Origin of the sequence: Micromonospora sp. NPDC049240 (genome assembly GCF_040647835.1) — a bacterium.
GTDB lineage: Bacteria > Actinomycetota > Actinomycetes > Mycobacteriales > Micromonosporaceae > Micromonospora.
Window position 1 is genome coordinate 125,195 of record NZ_JBEZCX010000018.1, and the last position, 16,261, is coordinate 141,455.

13 protein-coding genes and 3 pseudogenes are annotated in these 16,261 nt (G+C 73.9%); 9 read left to right on the forward strand and 7 right to left on the reverse strand.

Annotated features, from left to right (window positions below):
* Nucleotides 1-11 precede the first annotated feature (11 nt).
* Complete coding sequence (locus AB0B02_RS25470; RefSeq protein WP_357304213.1) at nt 12-650, reverse strand: TetR/AcrR family transcriptional regulator; 639 nt, start codon at nt 648-650, stop codon at nt 12-14.
* 66 nt (nt 651-716) lie between these two features.
* On the opposite strand from AB0B02_RS25470, the gene AB0B02_RS25475 reads away from it, so the two are divergent.
* From AB0B02_RS25475 to AB0B02_RS25500, 6 genes and pseudogenes are all read left to right on the forward strand, one after another.
* Nucleotides 717-1,169, forward strand: coding sequence for an SCP2 sterol-binding domain-containing protein (locus tag AB0B02_RS25475; RefSeq protein WP_281933593.1), 453 nt, complete (start codon nt 717-719; stop codon nt 1,167-1,169).
* Nucleotides 1,170-1,171: 2 nt separating this feature from the next.
* The gene (locus tag AB0B02_RS25480; RefSeq protein ID WP_281933594.1) at nt 1,172-2,386 is read left to right on the forward strand and encodes an acyl-CoA dehydrogenase family protein; all 1,215 of its coding nucleotides are present in this window, start codon (nt 1,172-1,174) and stop codon (nt 2,384-2,386) included.
* Between the two features lie 166 nt (nt 2,387-2,552).
* Nucleotides 2,553-4,118 (forward strand): AMP-binding protein, encoded by a 1,566-nt coding sequence (locus tag AB0B02_RS25485; protein ID WP_281933596.1) that lies wholly within the window; start codon nt 2,553-2,555, stop codon nt 4,116-4,118.
* Nucleotides 4,119-4,191: 73 nt separating this feature from the next.
* A complete protein-coding gene (locus AB0B02_RS25490) occupies nt 4,192-5,685 on the forward strand; it encodes a N,N-dimethylformamidase beta subunit family domain-containing protein (protein WP_357304218.1) in 1,494 nt (497 codons plus the stop codon).
* A gap of 296 nt (nt 5,686-5,981) precedes the next feature.
* Nucleotides 5,982-6,503 (forward strand): annotated as a pseudogene (locus AB0B02_RS25495) (serine hydrolase domain-containing protein); the annotation flags it as partial.
* Between the two features lie 148 nt (nt 6,504-6,651).
* Nucleotides 6,652-6,981: a hypothetical protein gene (locus AB0B02_RS25500; RefSeq protein WP_357304248.1), complete on the forward strand. Its 330-nt coding sequence runs from the start codon at nt 6,652-6,654 to the stop codon at nt 6,979-6,981.
* Here the strand turns inward: AB0B02_RS25500 and purD are convergent.
* From purD to AB0B02_RS25520, 4 genes and pseudogenes are all read right to left on the reverse strand, one after another.
* Nucleotides 6,965-8,212: a phosphoribosylamine--glycine ligase gene (gene purD / locus AB0B02_RS25505; RefSeq protein ID WP_281933601.1), complete on the reverse strand. Its 1,248-nt coding sequence runs from the start codon at nt 8,210-8,212 to the stop codon at nt 6,965-6,967. The genes AB0B02_RS25500 and purD overlap by 17 nt on opposite strands.
* A gap of 89 nt (nt 8,213-8,301) precedes the next feature.
* Nucleotides 8,302-9,018: a DUF559 domain-containing protein gene (locus AB0B02_RS25510; protein ID WP_357304245.1), complete on the reverse strand. Its 717-nt coding sequence runs from the start codon at nt 9,016-9,018 to the stop codon at nt 8,302-8,304.
* Nucleotides 9,019-9,084: 66 nt separating this feature from the next.
* Nucleotides 9,085-9,228: pseudogene (locus AB0B02_RS25515) on the reverse strand (type IV toxin-antitoxin system AbiEi family antitoxin domain-containing protein); the annotation flags it as partial.
* 166 nt (nt 9,229-9,394) lie between these two features.
* A complete protein-coding gene (locus AB0B02_RS25520) occupies nt 9,395-10,684 on the reverse strand; it encodes an adenylosuccinate synthase (RefSeq protein ID WP_357304221.1) in 1,290 nt (429 codons plus the stop codon).
* Nucleotides 10,685-10,806: 122 nt separating this feature from the next.
* Between AB0B02_RS25520 and AB0B02_RS25525 the strand changes: the two genes are divergently transcribed.
* Complete coding sequence (locus tag AB0B02_RS25525; protein WP_357304225.1) at nt 10,807-11,805, forward strand: diacylglycerol kinase family protein; 999 nt, start codon at nt 10,807-10,809, stop codon at nt 11,803-11,805.
* A gap of 74 nt (nt 11,806-11,879) precedes the next feature.
* Entirely contained in the window at nt 11,880-14,117 is a 2,238-nt protein-coding gene (locus AB0B02_RS25530; RefSeq protein ID WP_357304228.1) for a chromosome partitioning protein, read from the forward strand.
* A 49-nt stretch (nt 14,118-14,166) separates the two neighbouring features.
* On the opposite strand, the gene AB0B02_RS25535 is transcribed toward AB0B02_RS25530, so the two are convergent.
* The gene (locus AB0B02_RS25535; RefSeq protein WP_107162633.1) at nt 14,167-14,595 is read right to left on the reverse strand and encodes a DUF3151 domain-containing protein; all 429 of its coding nucleotides are present in this window, start codon (nt 14,593-14,595) and stop codon (nt 14,167-14,169) included.
* 259 nt (nt 14,596-14,854) lie between these two features.
* On the opposite strand from AB0B02_RS25535, the gene AB0B02_RS25540 reads away from it, so the two are divergent.
* Nucleotides 14,855-16,066, forward strand: a complete 1,212-nt coding sequence (locus tag AB0B02_RS25540) for a hypothetical protein (protein WP_281933608.1) — start codon at nt 14,855-14,857, stop codon at nt 16,064-16,066.
* Between the two features lie 64 nt (nt 16,067-16,130).
* On the opposite strand, the pseudogene AB0B02_RS25545 reads toward AB0B02_RS25540, so the two are convergent.
* A pseudogene (locus AB0B02_RS25545) lies at nt 16,131-16,261 on the reverse strand (class II fructose-bisphosphate aldolase); the annotation flags it as partial.

The following is a 16,261-nucleotide window of genomic DNA, read 5'->3' on the forward strand; positions in this document are numbered from 1 at the left end:
GGGGCCCCTCCTTACACCGCACCCGGGCGCCAGGTGATGCCGCGTAGGAGTTGGTCGGCGCCCAGCCAGGCGACGTTCATCATCCGGGTGGCGGTCTTCTCGGCATCGGCCTCGGGGTGGTCGGCCAGCCAGTCGGCCAGCGACTCGGACGCGCCGACCAGCGCGTACGCCACCACCTCCAGGTCGGTGGCGCCGACCTCTCGCCCGGAGGCGCGCAGCGCGTGGTCGAGCATGCCGGCGACCACCTCGACCAGCCGGCCGCGCATGGTGGCCAGCTCGGCGGCGAACGGCTGGGAGCCCCGGGCCTGCCGGTAGAGCACCGCCCAGCCGTCCCGGTGCGCGCCGACGAAGCCGAAGAACGCGCGCAGCCCGCGCCAGAGCCGCTCGTCGGCCGGCAGGTCGGGGGCGGCGGCGCCGGCGATGGCCTCCATCATCCGGGTGCCCTCGCGGTGCAGGCAGGCGACGAAGAGTTCCTCCTTGGTGCCGAGGTAGGCGTAGACCATCGGCTTGGAGATGCCGGCGTCGTCGGCGATCTCGTCCATGCTGGCGGCGTGGAAGCCGCGTCGGGAGAAGACCTTGACCGCCGCGTCGAGCATCTGCTGCTCGCGTACGGCGCGGGGAAGGCGCTTGAACGTCGGTGTGCTGGACACCCTTGCAAGCATACCTACTCGTGCGTAAGGTTACGCCGGAGTAACCAAAATCGAGAGGTGTCTTCCATGACTGACTTCGACCCGGCCAACTTCGCGAACGTCGGCCCGAAGGAGTTCGCGCAGCTGGTCAAGTCCACGCCGGACGACAAGATCGCCGAGATCATGTCCGGTGACGCGCGCGGCAAGATCCTCAGCGAGGTCTTCAACCGGATGCCCACGCTGTTCCGGGCCGACCGCGCCGGCTCCACCAACGCGGTCATCCACTGGAACATCACCGGCCGTCCGGACGGCGGCACCGACACCTACGAGATCGTCATCGAGAACGGCGCCTGCACCGTCTCGGACACCCCGACCCGGGACCCGAAGCTCAGCCTCACCATGGGTCCGGTCGAGTTCCTGAAGATCGTCTCCGGCGGCGCCAACCCGGTGATGATGTTCATGACCGGCAAGCTGAAGGCCAAGGGCGATCTCGGCCTGGCGGCCAACATCGCCAACCTGTTCGACATCCCCAAGGCCTGACCATGGCCGAGTTCTCGCTCGACCTGAACGAGGAACAGCGGGACCTTCGCGACTGGGTGCACGGCTTCGCCGCCGAGGTCGTGCGCCCGGCCGCAGCCGAGTGGGACGCCCGGGAGGAGACTCCCTGGCCGGTCATCCAGGAGGCGGCGAAGGTCGGCCTGTACGGGTTCGAGTTCCTCGCCACCTGCTGGGCCGACCCCACCGGCCTCTCCCTGCCGATCGCCAGCGAAGAGCTCTTCTGGGGCGACGCCGGCATCGGCCTGAGCATCTTCGGCACCGCCCTCGCGGTCGCCGGCATCTACGGCGCCGGCACCCCGGACCAGCTCGTCGAGTGGGTGCCGCAGTGCTTCGGCGACACCGACCAGCCGGCCGTCGCCGCGTTCTGCACCACCGAGCCGGAGGCCGGCTCCGACGTCGGGTCGATGCGGACCCGCGCCGTCTACCACGAGGCCACCGACGAGTGGGTGCTCAACGGCCAGAAGGCGTACGCCACCAACGGCGGCATCGCCGGGGTGCACGTGGTCACCGCCTCCGTCGCGCCGGAGCTGGGCTCGCGCGGGCAGGCCGCGTTCGTCGTACCGCCGGGCACGCCCGGCCTCAGCGCCACCCGCAAGCTGCGCAAGCTCGGGCTGCGCGCCTCGCACACCGCCGACGTCTTCCTCGACGACGTCCGGGTGCCGGGCCGCTGCCTGCTCGGCGGCCGGGACGCGCTCGACGAGCGGCTGGCCCGGGCCCGCGCCGGCCAACGCGCCTCCGGCCAGGCGGCGATGCGCACGTTCGAGCTGTCCCGGCCGACCGTCGGCGCGCAGGCGCTCGGCGTGGCCCGCGCCGCGTACGAGTACGCGCTCGACTACGCCAAGGAGCGGGTGCAGTTCGGGCGGCCGATCATCGAGAACCAGGCGGTCGCGTTCGCGCTCGCCGACATGCGGATGGAGATCGACGCCGCCCGGCTGCTGGTCTGGCGGGCGTCCTGGATGGGCCGCAACAACCGGCCGTTCACCGCCGGCGAGGGCTCGATGTCGAAGCTCAAGGCCGGCGAGGTGGCGGTCTCGGTGACCGACAAGGCGGTCCAGCTCCTCGGCGGCGCGGGCTTCCTGCGCGACCACCCGGTCGAGCGGTGGTACCGGGACGCCAAGATCTACACCATCTTCGAGGGCACCTCCGAGATCCAGCGGCTGGTCATCTCCCGGGCCATCTCCGGGATGCAGATCCGCTGATCGCCGCCGGAGGACGGCCCGCGACGGCACGCCGTGCCGGGCGTACCGATGCGCGCGGCCGGGGTCGCCCCGGTCGCCGTCGGCGCCGTCGCGGGCCGGGCCCCTCGCACGACCGACCAGGTCGGATGCATGATCGGGAGACCTCGAACGCGAAGGAGGTTGCGCCGTGGACCTGCCGTTCATCGTCGCCACGCTGACCCGACGCGGACTGCTCACCCCGGGCCGCCCGATCCGGGTGGCCTCGCAACTGAACGCGCTGCGCCGGTGGGGCTGGAGTCTCGCCGGGGAGCTGCGCCAAGCCGCCGCCCGCGACCCCGGCCGGGTCGCCGTGGTGGACGAGCACGGCGCCGCGCTGACCTACCAGGAGTTGCTGGACCGCTCGGAGCGGTTGGCCCGGTCGCTGCGCTCCGGCCTCGGCGTGCAGGCCGGCGACCGGGTGGGGCTGCTCTGCCGTAACCATCACGGGCTGATCGAGGCGATCGTCGCGTCGATGCTGCTCGGCGCGGACGCCGTCCTGGTCAACACCGGCCTCTCCGCGGCCCAACTGGTCACCGTCGCCGACGAGCAGGGCCTGCGCGTGCTGGTGCACGACGCCGAGTTCGCCGACCGGGTGCTCGGCCTCCCGGCCGAGCTGCACCGGGTCGACGAGCGACGGCAGGAGGAGCTGATCGCCGGCGCGGTCCCCGGCGACAGGCTCCAGCCGCCGGAACGCGACGGCCGGACCATCGTGCTGACCTCCGGCACCACCGGCACGCCGAAGGGCGCCCGTCGGCCCACCCCGCACGGCTTCGGCCCGCTGGTGTCCATCATCGACCGGATTCCGCTGCACGCGCGGGACGTCGTCATGATCGCCGCCCCGATCTTCCACACCTGGGGGTACGCCGCCCTCCAGGTCTCGTTCGCGCTGCGCGCCACGGTCGTGCTGCACCGCCGCTTCGACCCGGCCGCCACGCTGGCCGCGCTGGTCGACCAGCCGTGCGACGCGCTCTTCGCCGTACCGGTGATGCTGCAACGGCTGATGGAGGTCGCGCCGCCGCCGCACCGGCCGCCGCTCAAGGTGGTCGCGGTCAGCGGCTCCGCCCTGCCGGGCAACCTGGCCACGGCCTTCATGGACCGCTACGGCGACGTGCTCTACAACCTGTACGGCTCGACCGAGGTCTCCTGGGCGTCCATCGCCGGCCCGGCCGAGCTGCGCGCCGCGCCCACCACGGCCGGCCGGCCGCCGCACGGCACCCGGCTGGAGATCGTGGACGAGGCGGGCCGGCCGGTCCGTGACGGTCGGGTCGGCCGGATCTTCGTCGGCAACGAGATGCTCTTCGAGGGCTACACGTCGGGCGCCGGCCGGGAGAGCCGCGACGGGCTGCTCGACACCGGCGACCTGGGCCGGCTGAGCCCGGAGGGCCTGCTCTTCGTGGACGGGCGGGCCGACGACATGATCGTCTCGGGTGGCGAGAACGTCTTCCCCTCCGAGGTGGAGGATCTGATCGCCCGGTTGCCGCAGGTCCGCGAGGTGGCCGTGCTCGGCGTGCCCGATCCGGAGTACGGGCAGCGGCTGGCCGCGTTCCTGGCGCTGCGCCCCGGCGAGACGCTCGACCCGGAGGCGGTCCGCGAGTACGTCCGGCGCTACCTGGCCCGCTTCTCGGTGCCCCGCGATGTGATCTTCGTCAAGTACCTGCCCCGTAACGCCACCGGCAAGGTGCTGAGTCGGGAACTACGCCGCTACTTCGGCTGATCGGCTGACCACAGAGGACGGAGCATGGTGCTACCTTTGCCCGCGTTTCAGTGGGTGAACGGGGAAAAACACCATGGTCCGACTCCGCCGACGAACCGCCCTCGGCCTCCTCCTCGGCGGCGCGTCCGCCTCCGCGCTCGGCCCCCTCGAGCCGGTGCGCGGCGAGCACCGCGAGAGCGCTCCGGTCCCGCGGCAACTCCCGCCGGTCGAGATCGAGAACCGCGCGGCCGGCGCGCCCTGGTGGCCGGGGGACGGCGGCCGGGCCGCTGACGACCGGCGACGTCAGATCCAGGGGTACGCCTCGACGACGAGCGTCGCCCCCGGCGAGACGATCGACTTCCACGTCGCGGTCGACCCGGCCGGCCCGTTCCGGATCACCGTGCACCGGATCGGCTGGTACGCCGGCACCGGTGCCCGCACGCTGCTGACCAGCCCCGAGCTGGCCGGCGAGCCGCAGCCGGTGCCGCCCGCCGATCCGACCACCGGCGCGCTCGACTGCCGGTGGCCGCGCTCCTGGCGCCTGCGCGTGCCCGAGGGCTGGGCCTCCGGCCTCTACCAGGCGGTCTTCACCTCGGCCTCCGGCTGGCGGGCGGCCACCCCCTTCGTGGTACGCGACGACCGGCGGGCCGCCGCGCTCTGCGTGGTGCTGCCGGTGACCACCTGGCAGGCGTACAACCAGTGGCCCCGCGACCGGCGGGCCGGTCGGAGCCTCTACAACGGCTACCGCCCGAACGGGCGACGTGATCCCGAGCTGCGGGCCCGGGCGGTCTCCTTCGACCGCCCGTACGCCGGCGCGGGCCTGCCCACCCAGGCCGACCGCGACCAGGACGCGATCCGGTGGCTGGAACGCAACCGCTACGACGTCAGCTACGCGACCAGTTTCGACCTGCACTCCGGTCGCCTCGACCCGGCCCGGCACCGGGGCCTGGTGTTCTGCGGGCACGACGAGTACTGGTCGGCGGAGATGCGCCGGGCCGTGGAGGCCGGGCTGGCCGGCGGCACCAGCCTCGCCTTCTTCGGCGCGAACAGCGTCTACTGGCACGTACGCGTGGCCGCCGCCGCGGACGGCCGCCCGGACCGCCTGGTCGAGTGCGCCAAGACCCGCCCCGACCCGGGCGAGGACGCCGCCGGCCCGACGGTCACCTGGCGCGACCTCGACCGGCCCGAGCAGGCGCTGCTCGGCGTGCAGTACAACGGCATCGTGCTGACCCCGCAGCCGCTCGTGGTGCGCTCGGCCGACCACTGGGTCTGGGCCGGCACCGGGGTGGCCGACGGGGACCGCATCCCCGGCGTGGTGGCCGGCGAGGCGGACGGCCTGAACGCGGGCGTCCCCCGCCCCGGCGGGACGATGCTCAGCTCGTCGCCGTACCCGGCGCAGCAGGGTGGCCGGCGGCTCCAGGGCACCCACGTCCACGAGACGCCGCAGGGCGCGGTCGTGTTCGCCACCGGCACGCTCGGCTGGACCATGGCACTGGACCGGCGCGGCCACCGCGATCCACGCATCGAGCGGGCCACCGCCAACGTGCTCGACCGGATGGTCGCCCGGGACCGGTCCGCGCCCGCCTGACGGGCACCTACGGGATTTTCCCCCAGGATCGACGCGGGTGCGGTGCGGGGTCGTCCCGGATGTCCGGACCGGCCGGCGACACAGGATCGACGAATGAAGATCTCTGATACGACTCGCCGCCGGACGGTCGCCGCCGCGCTGGCCGGCGCACTGCTCGCCACCGCCGTGCCGGGTGCCGCCTCGCCACGCCACCCGGCGGGCCCCACCGGCCGGGCTGCGCCGCCGGCATCCTCGACCCGACCCCGCTGCGGCAGGCGATCGCCGGGCTGCCCGACGACGACGCCACCAGCGCCCAGGTGCGGATCACCACCCCGGCCGGCTGCTGGACCGGCACCAGCGGCGTACGCGACCTGCGCGGCCCCGCCCCGGTGCCGCCGCATGCCCGGTTCCGGGTCGGCAGCGTCACCAAGGTCTTCACCGCCGCGCTGACGCTGCAACTGGCCGCCGAGGGACGGCTCGACCTCAACGGCACGGTCCAGCGGTACCTGCCCGGCCTGCTGCCCGCCGACTATCCGCCGGTGACCGTCCGGCAACTGCTGAACCACACCAACGGCATCCCCAGCCCGACCATGCCGGCCGGCATCGAGTGGCAGCTCGCTCACCGCTACGACACGTGGACCCCGGAGCAGATCGTCCGCCTCGGCCTGCGCAACGAACGCGAGTTCGAACCCGGCGAGCGGCAGCACTACACCAACATGGGCTACATCGTGGCCGGCATGCTGATCGAGAAGGTCACCGGCCACTCGTACGCCGAGGAGGTGCGGCGGCGCATCGCCCGGCCGCTGGGCCTGCGCGACACGTACGCCCCCGGTGACGACCCGCGCATCCACGGCCCGCACGCCCACGGGTACCAGGTCGTCACCCGCGACGGACGGACCGAACTGGTGGACGCGACGGTCTGGAGCCAGACGTTCACGCCGGCCGCCGGTAACCTGAATCTCCAGCCTGTCCGACCTGGACACGTTCATGACCGCGCTGTTCGCCGGTCGGGTGGTGCCGGAGCCGTGGCTGACCGAGATGTTCACCCGGCCGGTGCTCGCCGACGACAGCATCGGCGAGTACAGCGCCGGGCTGACCGCCATGCCGGTGGGCGGGCAGACGCTGTGGTTCAAGAGCGGCAGCCGGTTCGGCTACCTCGCCGGGGTCGCCGCCACCCGGGACGGCCGGTTCCGGGTGGAGTACTCGATCACCGCGACGAACGCCAAGAGCGAGGAGCTGAGCCCGACCGCCCAGGCGGTGATCCGCGCGGCACTCGCCATGCTGCCGCCCGCGCCCCCGCTCAGCCCGGGATCGTGATCCGGCCGTCCACCGCCGCCGCCGCGATGTCGGTGCGGTGGTGGGCGCCGGCCAGCTCGATGCCGCGTACCAGCGCGTAGGCGGCGTCGCGCGCGGCGGCCAGGTCCGGGCCGGTGGCCGTACCGCAGAGGACCCGGCCGCCCGCGGAGCGCAACGTGCCGTCGGCGTCCCGCCGGGTGCCGGCGTGGATGATCCCGGCGCGGTCCGCGCCGGTGATCACATCATCGGTACGCGGGCCCGCCGGGTAGCCCTCGGCCGCGACCACGACGGTGACCGCCGCGCCGTCGCGCCACCGCAGCGGCGGGTGCGCGCCCAGCGTGCCGGTGGCGGCGGCGTGCAGCAGCCCGGCCAGCGGCGTCTCCAGCAGGGCGAGCACCACCTGCGTCTCCGGGTCGCCGAAGCGCGCGTTGAACTCGATCACGCGAGGACCCTTCGTGGTGATCGCCAGGCCCACGTAGAGCAGGCCGGCGAACGGGGCGCCCCGGCGGCGCAACTCGGCCAGCGTCGGGTGCACCACGTCACGCATCACGTCGTCGACCAGGCCCGCCGGCGCCCACGGCAGCGGCGCGTACGCGCCCATGCCGCCGGTGTTCGGCCCGGTGTCGCCGTCGCCGACGCGCTTGAAGTCCTGCGCCGGCAGCAGCGGCAGCGCCGCCTCGCCGTCGGTGACCACGAAGAGCGAGACCTCGGGACCGTCGAGGAACTCCTCGATCACCACCCGGCCGCACTCGGCGGCGTGCCGCTCGGCGACCGCCCGGTCGTCGGTGACCACCACGCCCTTGCCGGCGGCGAGCCCGTCGTCCTTCACCACGTAGGGCGCGCCGAAATCGTCCAGCGCCCGCGCCACCTCGGCCGCGTCGACGCAGGTGTACGCGCGGGCGGTCGGCACGCCGGCGGCGGTCATCACGTCCTTCGCGAACGTCTTCGAGCCCTCCAGCCGGGCCGCGTGCGCGCCGGGGCCGAACACCGCGATGCCCTTGGCGCGTACCGCGTCGGCGACGCCGGCCACCAGCGGCGCCTCCGGACCGATGACCACCAGGTCGGCCGCCAGCTCGACGGCGAGCGCGGACACCGCGGCCGGATCGGTGGGAGTCACCTCCCGCAGCGCGGCGACCTCCGCGATCCCCGGATTTCCCGGTGCCGCGACAAGCGCCTCCACGGCCGGATCACGAACCAGCCCGAGCGCGAGCGCATGCTCCCGCCCCCCACCACCCACAAGAAGAACCCGCACGACCGGCATCCTACTGACCCCACCACCCCACCCCGTTGATCAAGGAGTTCGCGTCTCATTTCCGGCCCTACGTGACGCAAACTTCTTGATCAACGGGGGCGACGGAGGGCGCGTGCGACGGTGTGGGGGATGTAGTCGGGGCGGAGAGTGTCTTGCCAGGTGAAGCGAAGGACCGTCCAGCCGGCGTTGGCCAGGCGGTTCTGTCGGGTGCGGTCCTCGTAGATCGCCCGGGGTGACCCGTGCGCGGCCCGGCCGTCCGCCTCGGCGATGACGCGGGCGGTGCGCCAGCCCAGGTCACCCACGCCGAGCAGGTAGCCGTCGTCGTCGCGGACCTCCACCTGCAACACGTCGGGCGGCACGCCGCCGTCCACGCACCGCAGTCGGACGCGCGTCTCCAGGGGTGACTGGGCCCGACCGTCCGACTCGGCCAGGTGACGCCGGGCCGCCACGGCACCCCGCCGCCGGGCGATGAGCGCCGCGATCAGGGACAGATCCGACTCGTCGATCAGCTCCCGGTTGAGCGCCGAGTCGACGACGCACACCGCGGGGTAACGATCGGCGCGGAGGATCACATCCGCCACTGTGCGGGCGGGGGTCGTGACTGCGACGCCGTCGGTGGTGCAAGCATCGTCAGGACCGAGGGTGAGCTGGTGCACCACCAGATCGGGGTCGGTCGGGCGCTGCGGACGCGGACGGTCCGGAGGCACCGACACGTGGACCGCCGGCGTGGCACGCAGGCCGCCGATGCGGTGCAGCTCGGCGGCGGTGTCCAGCACGGCGACGGCACCGGCACCGAGGCTCTCCACGGCAGCCCGGATCCTGGCCCGCCGGAGTGACGCGACGTCCACCTGCGGCACCGGCACGAAACAGCCACGAGCGACCCGGATCCACCGCCCGGACCGAGCGAGATGACGCACTTGGTCCCGACTGAAACCCAGAGCGAGGGCCTGCGCGGCGGTCACCACCCCGCCCTGCCGAGCAGCCACCCGCCCCAACGTCACACGATCAGCCACCACCCCAGGCTGGCCCCCGAACCACCCCCTCCAGAACCCCTGTGGACAAACCTGTGGACAACCCCACGCCGGAGCGTCGTTGATCAAGAAGTTTGGGTCTGGATCAGCTCGGATCCTGACGCAAACTTCTTGATCAACTCGGGAAAGGGTGGGGGTGGGGGGGTGGGGGTTAGGGGAGGAGGGGGTGGCGGAGGACGTTTTCCTCGCGGCCGGGGCCTACGCCGACGACGCTCACCCGGGTGTTGGTGAGTTCCTCGATGCGGGCGATGTAGCGGCGGGCGTTCTCGGGGAGCTCGTCCTCGGTCCTCGCCTTGGTGATGTCCTCCCACCAGCCGTCGAGCTCTTCGTAGATCGGCGTGGCGTGGTGGAAGTCGGTCTGCGTCATCGGCATGTCGTCGAAGCGCTCGCCGTTGATCTCGTAGCCGACGCAGATCGGCACCTTGGGCAGGCCGGTCAACACGTCCAGCTTGGTCACCACCAGGTCGGTGACGCCGTTCAGGCGGCAGGCGTACCGGGCCACCACGGCGTCGAACCAGCCGCACCGGCGCTCCCGACCGGTGGTGGTGCCGTACTCGTGGCCGACCTTGCGCAGGTGCTGCCCGTTGTCGTCGAACAGCTCCGTCGGGAACGGGCCGGAGCCGACCCGGGTGGTGTACGCCTTGCTCACCGCGATGACCTTGGTGATCGCGGTCGGCGGGATGCCGGCGCCCACGCACGCCCCACCGGCGGTCGGGTTCGACGAGGTGACGAACGGATACGTGCCGTGGTCCATGTCGAGCATGGTGGCCTGGGCGCCCTCCAGCAGCACGGTCTCGCCGCGGTCGAGCGCGTCCCAGAGCATCACCCGGGTCTCGGCGATGTACGGCCGCAGCCGCTCGGCGTACGCGAGGTACTCCTCGACGGTCTCGTCGGCGTCGATCGCCTTGCGGTTGTAGACCTTGAACAGCGTCTGGTTCTTCTCCCGGAGCGCCAGCTCCAGCTTCTTGCGCAGGATGCCCGGGTCGAGCAGGTCCTGGAGCCGGATGCCCATCCGGGCGACCTTGTCGCCGTACGCCGGGCCGATGCCCCGGCCGGTGGTGCCGATCCGGGAGCTGCCCAGGTAGCGCTCGACCACCCGGTCCAACGCCCGGTGGTGCGGCATGATCAGGTGCGCGTCGCCGGAGATGCGCAGCCGGGAGACGTCCACGCCGCGCTCGGCGAGCCCGTCGATCTCCTGCAGCAGCACCTTCGGGTCGACCACCACGCCGTTGCCGATGACGATCATCGCGCTCGGCGAGAGCGCGCCGGACGGCATCAGGTGCAGCGCGTACTTCTGGCCGTCCGGCGTGATCACGGTGTGGCCGGCGTTGTTCCCGCCGGAGTAGCGCACGACGTAGTCGACCCGCCCACCCAGCAGGTCGGTAACCTTGCCCTTGCCCTCGTCGCCCCATTGGGCGCCGAGGAGCACGATCGCTGGCATCTTCTCCGCCTCCAGAAGGCTCGGGTGCCAGGTGGCGACCGGTCGGCGAGCCCGGGGTGTCAGGCTAACAAGTAGTGACGGCGGGACCGGCAGGGGTTCGTCGAGAAGCAGGAGGCTCGTTCGTGTACGACGTGGTGCTGCTCACCCTCGGCTCGGAGCGGGACGCTCCCGGTGCGGGCTGCGGCAGTGGCGGGGCCTGCTGCGGTGGCGCGGACGAGACCGTCGAGGCAGCCGGCGAGGAGCGCTGCGAGACGCCGCGCGTACCGGTGCTGGCCTGCGCGGACGCACTGACCGCCCGGGGCGCGCGGGTGACCACGGTGACCGCCCGGTCGGATGCGGAGATCGACGAGGTGCTGGCCCGCCTCGACGGCCCACCCCGCCCCGACGGCCTCACCTGGCCGGACCCCGACGGCAAGACCCGGCTGATCGTCGCCACGGCCAGTGACGGCCAGTTACGCGCCGTGCTGCGCCGGCTGGTCCGCCGGTACGCTCCGCCGCCCAGCCGCCGCCCCGCCGACCTCGCCGAGGAGCGCACGCTGCCCGACCTGCCCCCGGTCGGCGTACTCCCGCTCGATCCGGCCCGGGCCGGGACGGCGCGGGACCTGGCCGCGCAGCTCGGGCTGCCGCGTGACCCGGCGGCGGTGGCCACGGCGGTGCTGGACGGCACCGCACGCCGACTGGACCTGCTGCGCAACGACGGCGGCTCGGTGACGCTCGACGGCGCGCTGCTCGGCGCCGCCGACGACGCCGGGCGGCCACTGCACTGGCGGGCCCGCGTCGAGGTCGACGGCGCGGTGCTCAGCGACGGCACCGAGCCGATCACCGCGTGCGCGATCGGCAACGCCGGCGGGTACGCGCGCCTCGGCGAGGTGACGCTGCTGGCCGACCCCGATCCGACCGACGGCCGGATCGCGGTGGGCGTGGCCGTGCCCGTGGTCACCCGATCCGCGTTGGGCCGGAAGAGGGTCCGGCTCGAGGTGCGCCGGGCCCGGGGCCGGGCCGTGGCGGTCGTGCCCCGGGACGATCGGGTGCCCTTCCTCGACGACGGCGTCGAGGGTGAACTGAGTCGGAAACGGTCCTGGTGGACCGAGCCGGGTGCCTGGGCGGTCTGGACGGGCTGACCCTGATCGATCCGTGCCCGGGGCACACCGCTGGCCGGACCGCCTATCCTCGGCGGGAGGGATCTGGAGGAACCGTGGTGCACGAGAACGACGACCGGGCCCACGTACCGGGCCGACCGCAGGTGCCGGAGCGGGACATCGAGCCGCTCTGGCCGCCCGAGGAGATCGACGGGGTGGTCACCGCGCCGCCGTGGGCGGCCCCGGCCCAGCCGGCCGTGCCACCGTGGCCCCTCCCGCCGGCCGACGCCCCGGTCCCGTCGCCACAGGCCACCCCGAGCCCATCGCCACAGGCCACGCCGAGCCCATCGCCACAGGCCACGCCGAGCCCATCGCCACAGGCCACGCCGAGCCCATCGCCACAGGCCACGCCGAGCCCATCGCCACAGGCCGCGCCGGTCCCGTCGCCACAGGCCACCCCGACGCCCGTTCCGGGCCGGGGTGGGCCGCCGGCTCCGGTGTGGGCCGCCTCGACAGCCGACGTCGATCAAGCCGGGCCGGCGGCACATCCGTACCGGCCGGCGACGCTGCACGACCAGCCCGCTGCCCCGACGAACGGCCCCGGGGCCACCGCCGCGCCCGTGAGCGACGCCGGTCCAACCCCGATCCCGACGCGGGTGAACGGTGGCGGTGACGTCCCGGCGAACGGCCGGACCGAGTCACCGTGGGCGCAGCCACCGCAGCGCGCCACCGTCGAGGCCGCCACCGCTCCGGTCGGTTCGGCACCCGTGCACGGTCCGCAGCCGGCGGCCGGGCCGGGCGTACCGGCCGAGGAGTCCCCGCCCCGGCTCGGCCCGTTCCCGCCGTCGCCGGGTGTGCCCCTGCCGCAGCAGCCGCACGGCACCGGCACCGGCTCGGTCTACCCGCCGGTCACCTACCCGCCGCAGCCCGGTCAGCCGGGTTGGTACCCGCCGGGATGGCCGCCGCCGCAGCCGGGAGCGCCACAGGAGGCGGGCGGACCGTCTCCGGCCGGCGGACCGGTCCAGGCGGGAGCACCGCCATACGGCGGCGTACCGCCACAGGCGGTCAGGTCGGCCCAGGCCGGGGTGCCGCCGCACGCGGGGATGCCGCCACAGGCCGGGATGCCGCAACCGGGTGTGCCGGCACAGCCGCCGCCGGCGTCCGGCCCACCGGCAGTCGGGGCGGCGCACCCGCAGGCGTCCGGCCCGCCGACGACCGGGGCGGCGTACCCGCAGGCGTCCGGCCCACCGGCGCACGGGGCGGCGTACCCGCAGGCGTCCGGCCCGCCGACGCACGGGGCGGCGTACCCGCAGGCGTCCGGGCCGCCGACGACCGGGGCGGCGTACCCGCCGCTGCCCGGGCCGGCGCGTCAGCCGGCCGTGCCGCCCGGGGTGTACCCGGAGCAGGGCTGGCCGGCGCCGCAGGTGGTGCCGCCGACGGCGGAGGACTTCGCCCGGCGGCGTCAGGTCCGGCCGGTCGACCCGGTGGCCACCATGGGCGTCCGCGCGGTGGTGAACCGGATCGGGCTGGTCCGGCTCGCGCCCGGCCGGCACGAGCAGGAGATGAAGCGCGACATCGAGATGGTCCGCCGCAACTTCGGCGGGCTGCGCCAGGTGACCGTGGTCAACCCGAAGGGCGGCGCCGGCAAGACGGTGGCCATCCTGCTGCTCGCCATGACGTTCGGCCAGAAGCGCGGTGGTTACGTGCTGGCCTGGGACAACAACGAGACCCAGGGCACCCTCGGCATGCGGGCGCAGCAGGACTTCCACGCCCGCACGGTGCGGGACATGCTGCGCGACCTGGGCCAGTTCCAGGGTGCGCAGGGACGCGTCGGCGACCTGTCGCAGTACGTCCGCTCGCAGGGCGAGGGGATGTTCGACGTGCTCGCCTCGGACGAGTCGGCGACCGGCGGTGAGATGCTGACCGCCGCCGCGTTCGCCGAGATCCGGGACGTGGTCAGCCGCTTCTACAAGCTGATCTTCGTGGACACCGGCAACAACGTCCGGGCGCAGAACTGGCAGGCCGCCATGGACGCCACCGACCAGTTGGTGGTCACCATGTCGGCGCGGAACGACTCGGCCGAGACCGCCGCCCGGATGCTGGACCACCTGGAGCAGAGCGGCCGGCAGCGGCTGGTCCGGCAGGCGGTCACGGTGGTCTCGATGCCACCGTCGCGCAAGGAGATCGACCTGCCGGCCATCCAGGCCCACTTCGCCGCCCGCACCCGGGCGGTGCTGCTGGCGCCGTACGAGCGGCTCATCGACACCGGCGAGCCGTTGCGCTACGGCCAGCTCTCGGCCGCCACCCGCGACGCCTGGCTGAAGATCGCCGCGTCGGTGGCGGAGGGGCTGTAGGACGGCGCGACGGCCGGCCCGGGGTCCGGGCCGGCCGTCGCGGGACGGATCAGTCGCTGGCCAGCGCATCCCCGGCGGCCGGGTCGCAGTCGCGGAGGAACTGGGCGCAGCGGGCCGCCTCGTCCGCCTCGCCGATCTCACCGGCGGCCCGGGAGAGCACGTAGAGGCAGCGGAGGAAGCCCTGGTTGGGCGCGTGCGACCAGGGCACCGGGCCGTGTCCCTTCCAGCCGCTGCGGCGCAGCTGGTCCAGGCCCCGGTGGTAGCCGGTGCGGGCGTACGCGTACGCCGGGACGACCTGGCCCGCGGCGAGCGCGCGGCCGGCCAGCGACGCCCAGGCCGCACTGTAGGTCGGGAAGCGGGCGGCGACCTCGGCGTACGCCTCTTCGGTGCCCTGCTCGACCGCGGCGGCGAGCGCGGCGTCGGCCTCCTCGGAAACCGGGAGCAGCGTGGCCGGTGGCTCTGGCAACAGGTTCTGCATCGCCCCATTCAACCCGCTTCGCCCTGGCGCGCGCGAGGGGGGCCGGCCGGCCGGTCGGCTGAACGGCTGAGGGTTTCGTCACGCCTCGGCGGGACCACACGTACCCGCGGCCCATGCCGCCGCGGTGGTTCTTGCACTACAACTACAGGTCCGGAGCCTCCCCAGGACCGGTTACGCAGGAGCCCGGCGGCGCACCCGCCGGGCTCCTGTCCGTACCGCCCGGGTTTGCGAGGTTGCCCGGCCGGGGCAGGATGATCTGGTGCCGACCCCACCACCCGCGGACGTCATCGAGCCGCACGCGCCCCACGTCGACGAGGTCCAGACCCGGACCGAGTTCGATCACCGGCTGGCCGGGGGGACCCTCGCCGGCCTGACCGTGCAGGGTCTCCGCCTCGACCTGGATCCGGTTCCGGACCTGCGCGACGTCGACGTCGCCGGCACGCTCTTCGTGGGCTGCCGGTTCGCCGACCGTGAGGTGGGCGCGGACCTGGTCCGCCGGGGCGCCAACGTCGTGCCGCCGTTCTCCGGGCTGCCCTACCCGACCCAGCCGTCGCACCTCTACACCGCCGAGGACCTGGCCGCCGGCTTCGCCGAGGGCGGGTTCGCCGAGATGTACGACACCCGGGTGTACGCGCACTTCCGGGCGCACGGCGGCGCGCTGCCGGACGTCCGCGAGGCGCTCGGTCAGCGGCTGCACGACCACGGCGTGGACAACGCGCTCGCCGACGCGACCCGGGCGTGGCTGGCCGTGCACGGGCCGCAGTCCGTGGTGGGCGTGATGGGTGGGCACGCGGTGCCGCGCGGCAGCGCCGCGTACCGGATGGCGGCGGTGCTGGGTTGGGAGCTGGCGCGCGCGGACCGCCTGGTGGTGACCGGCGGCGGTCCGGGGGTGATGGAGGCGGCGAACCTCGGCGCGTTCCTGGCGGCCTGGCCGGCCGAGGAGCTGTCCGCCGCGATCGACGTGCTGGCCGCCGCGCCGGACTTCACCGACCACGACCGCTACACGGCGGCGGCGCTGGCGGTACGCAAGCGGTACGCGGACGGCCCGTCGCTGCCCTCGCCCCGGCCGGCCGCGCCGGACACCGGGTGGGCCCGCTCCGGCGGCCTGGCCATCCCCACCTGGTTGTACGGCCACGAACCGGCGAACCTGTTCGCCGGCCGGATCGCCAAGTATTTCTCCAACGCCATCCGGGAGGACACCATCCTGCGCCTGGCCCGGGGCGGCATCGTGTTCGCGCCCGGCCGGGCCGGCACCGTGCAGGAGGTGTTCCAGGCCGCCACCAAGACGTTCTACGGCACCGACGGGGCCAGCGGCGCGTACGTCTTCCTCGACCGCGCGTTCTGGACCACGGAGCTGCCGGTGGAGTCGCTGCTGCGGCCGTTGTTCGCCGCGTCCCCGTTCGGCGACCTGTCCCGCACGATCCACCTCACCGACGACGTCCGCGAGGCGGTCACGCTGCTGGTGAAGTGAAAGGAGGGGCCCCTTGTTAACAGACGTCTGTTAACAAGGGGCCCCTCCTTTCACGCGGAGCGCGTTACTTCATCCGGGTGCCGGTGGAGCGCAGGTGCTCGCAGGCCTCGACCACGCGGGCGGCCAGGCCGGCCTCGGCCAGCTTGCCCCACGCCCGCGGGTCGTACAGCATATTGTTGCCGACCACGCCGACGA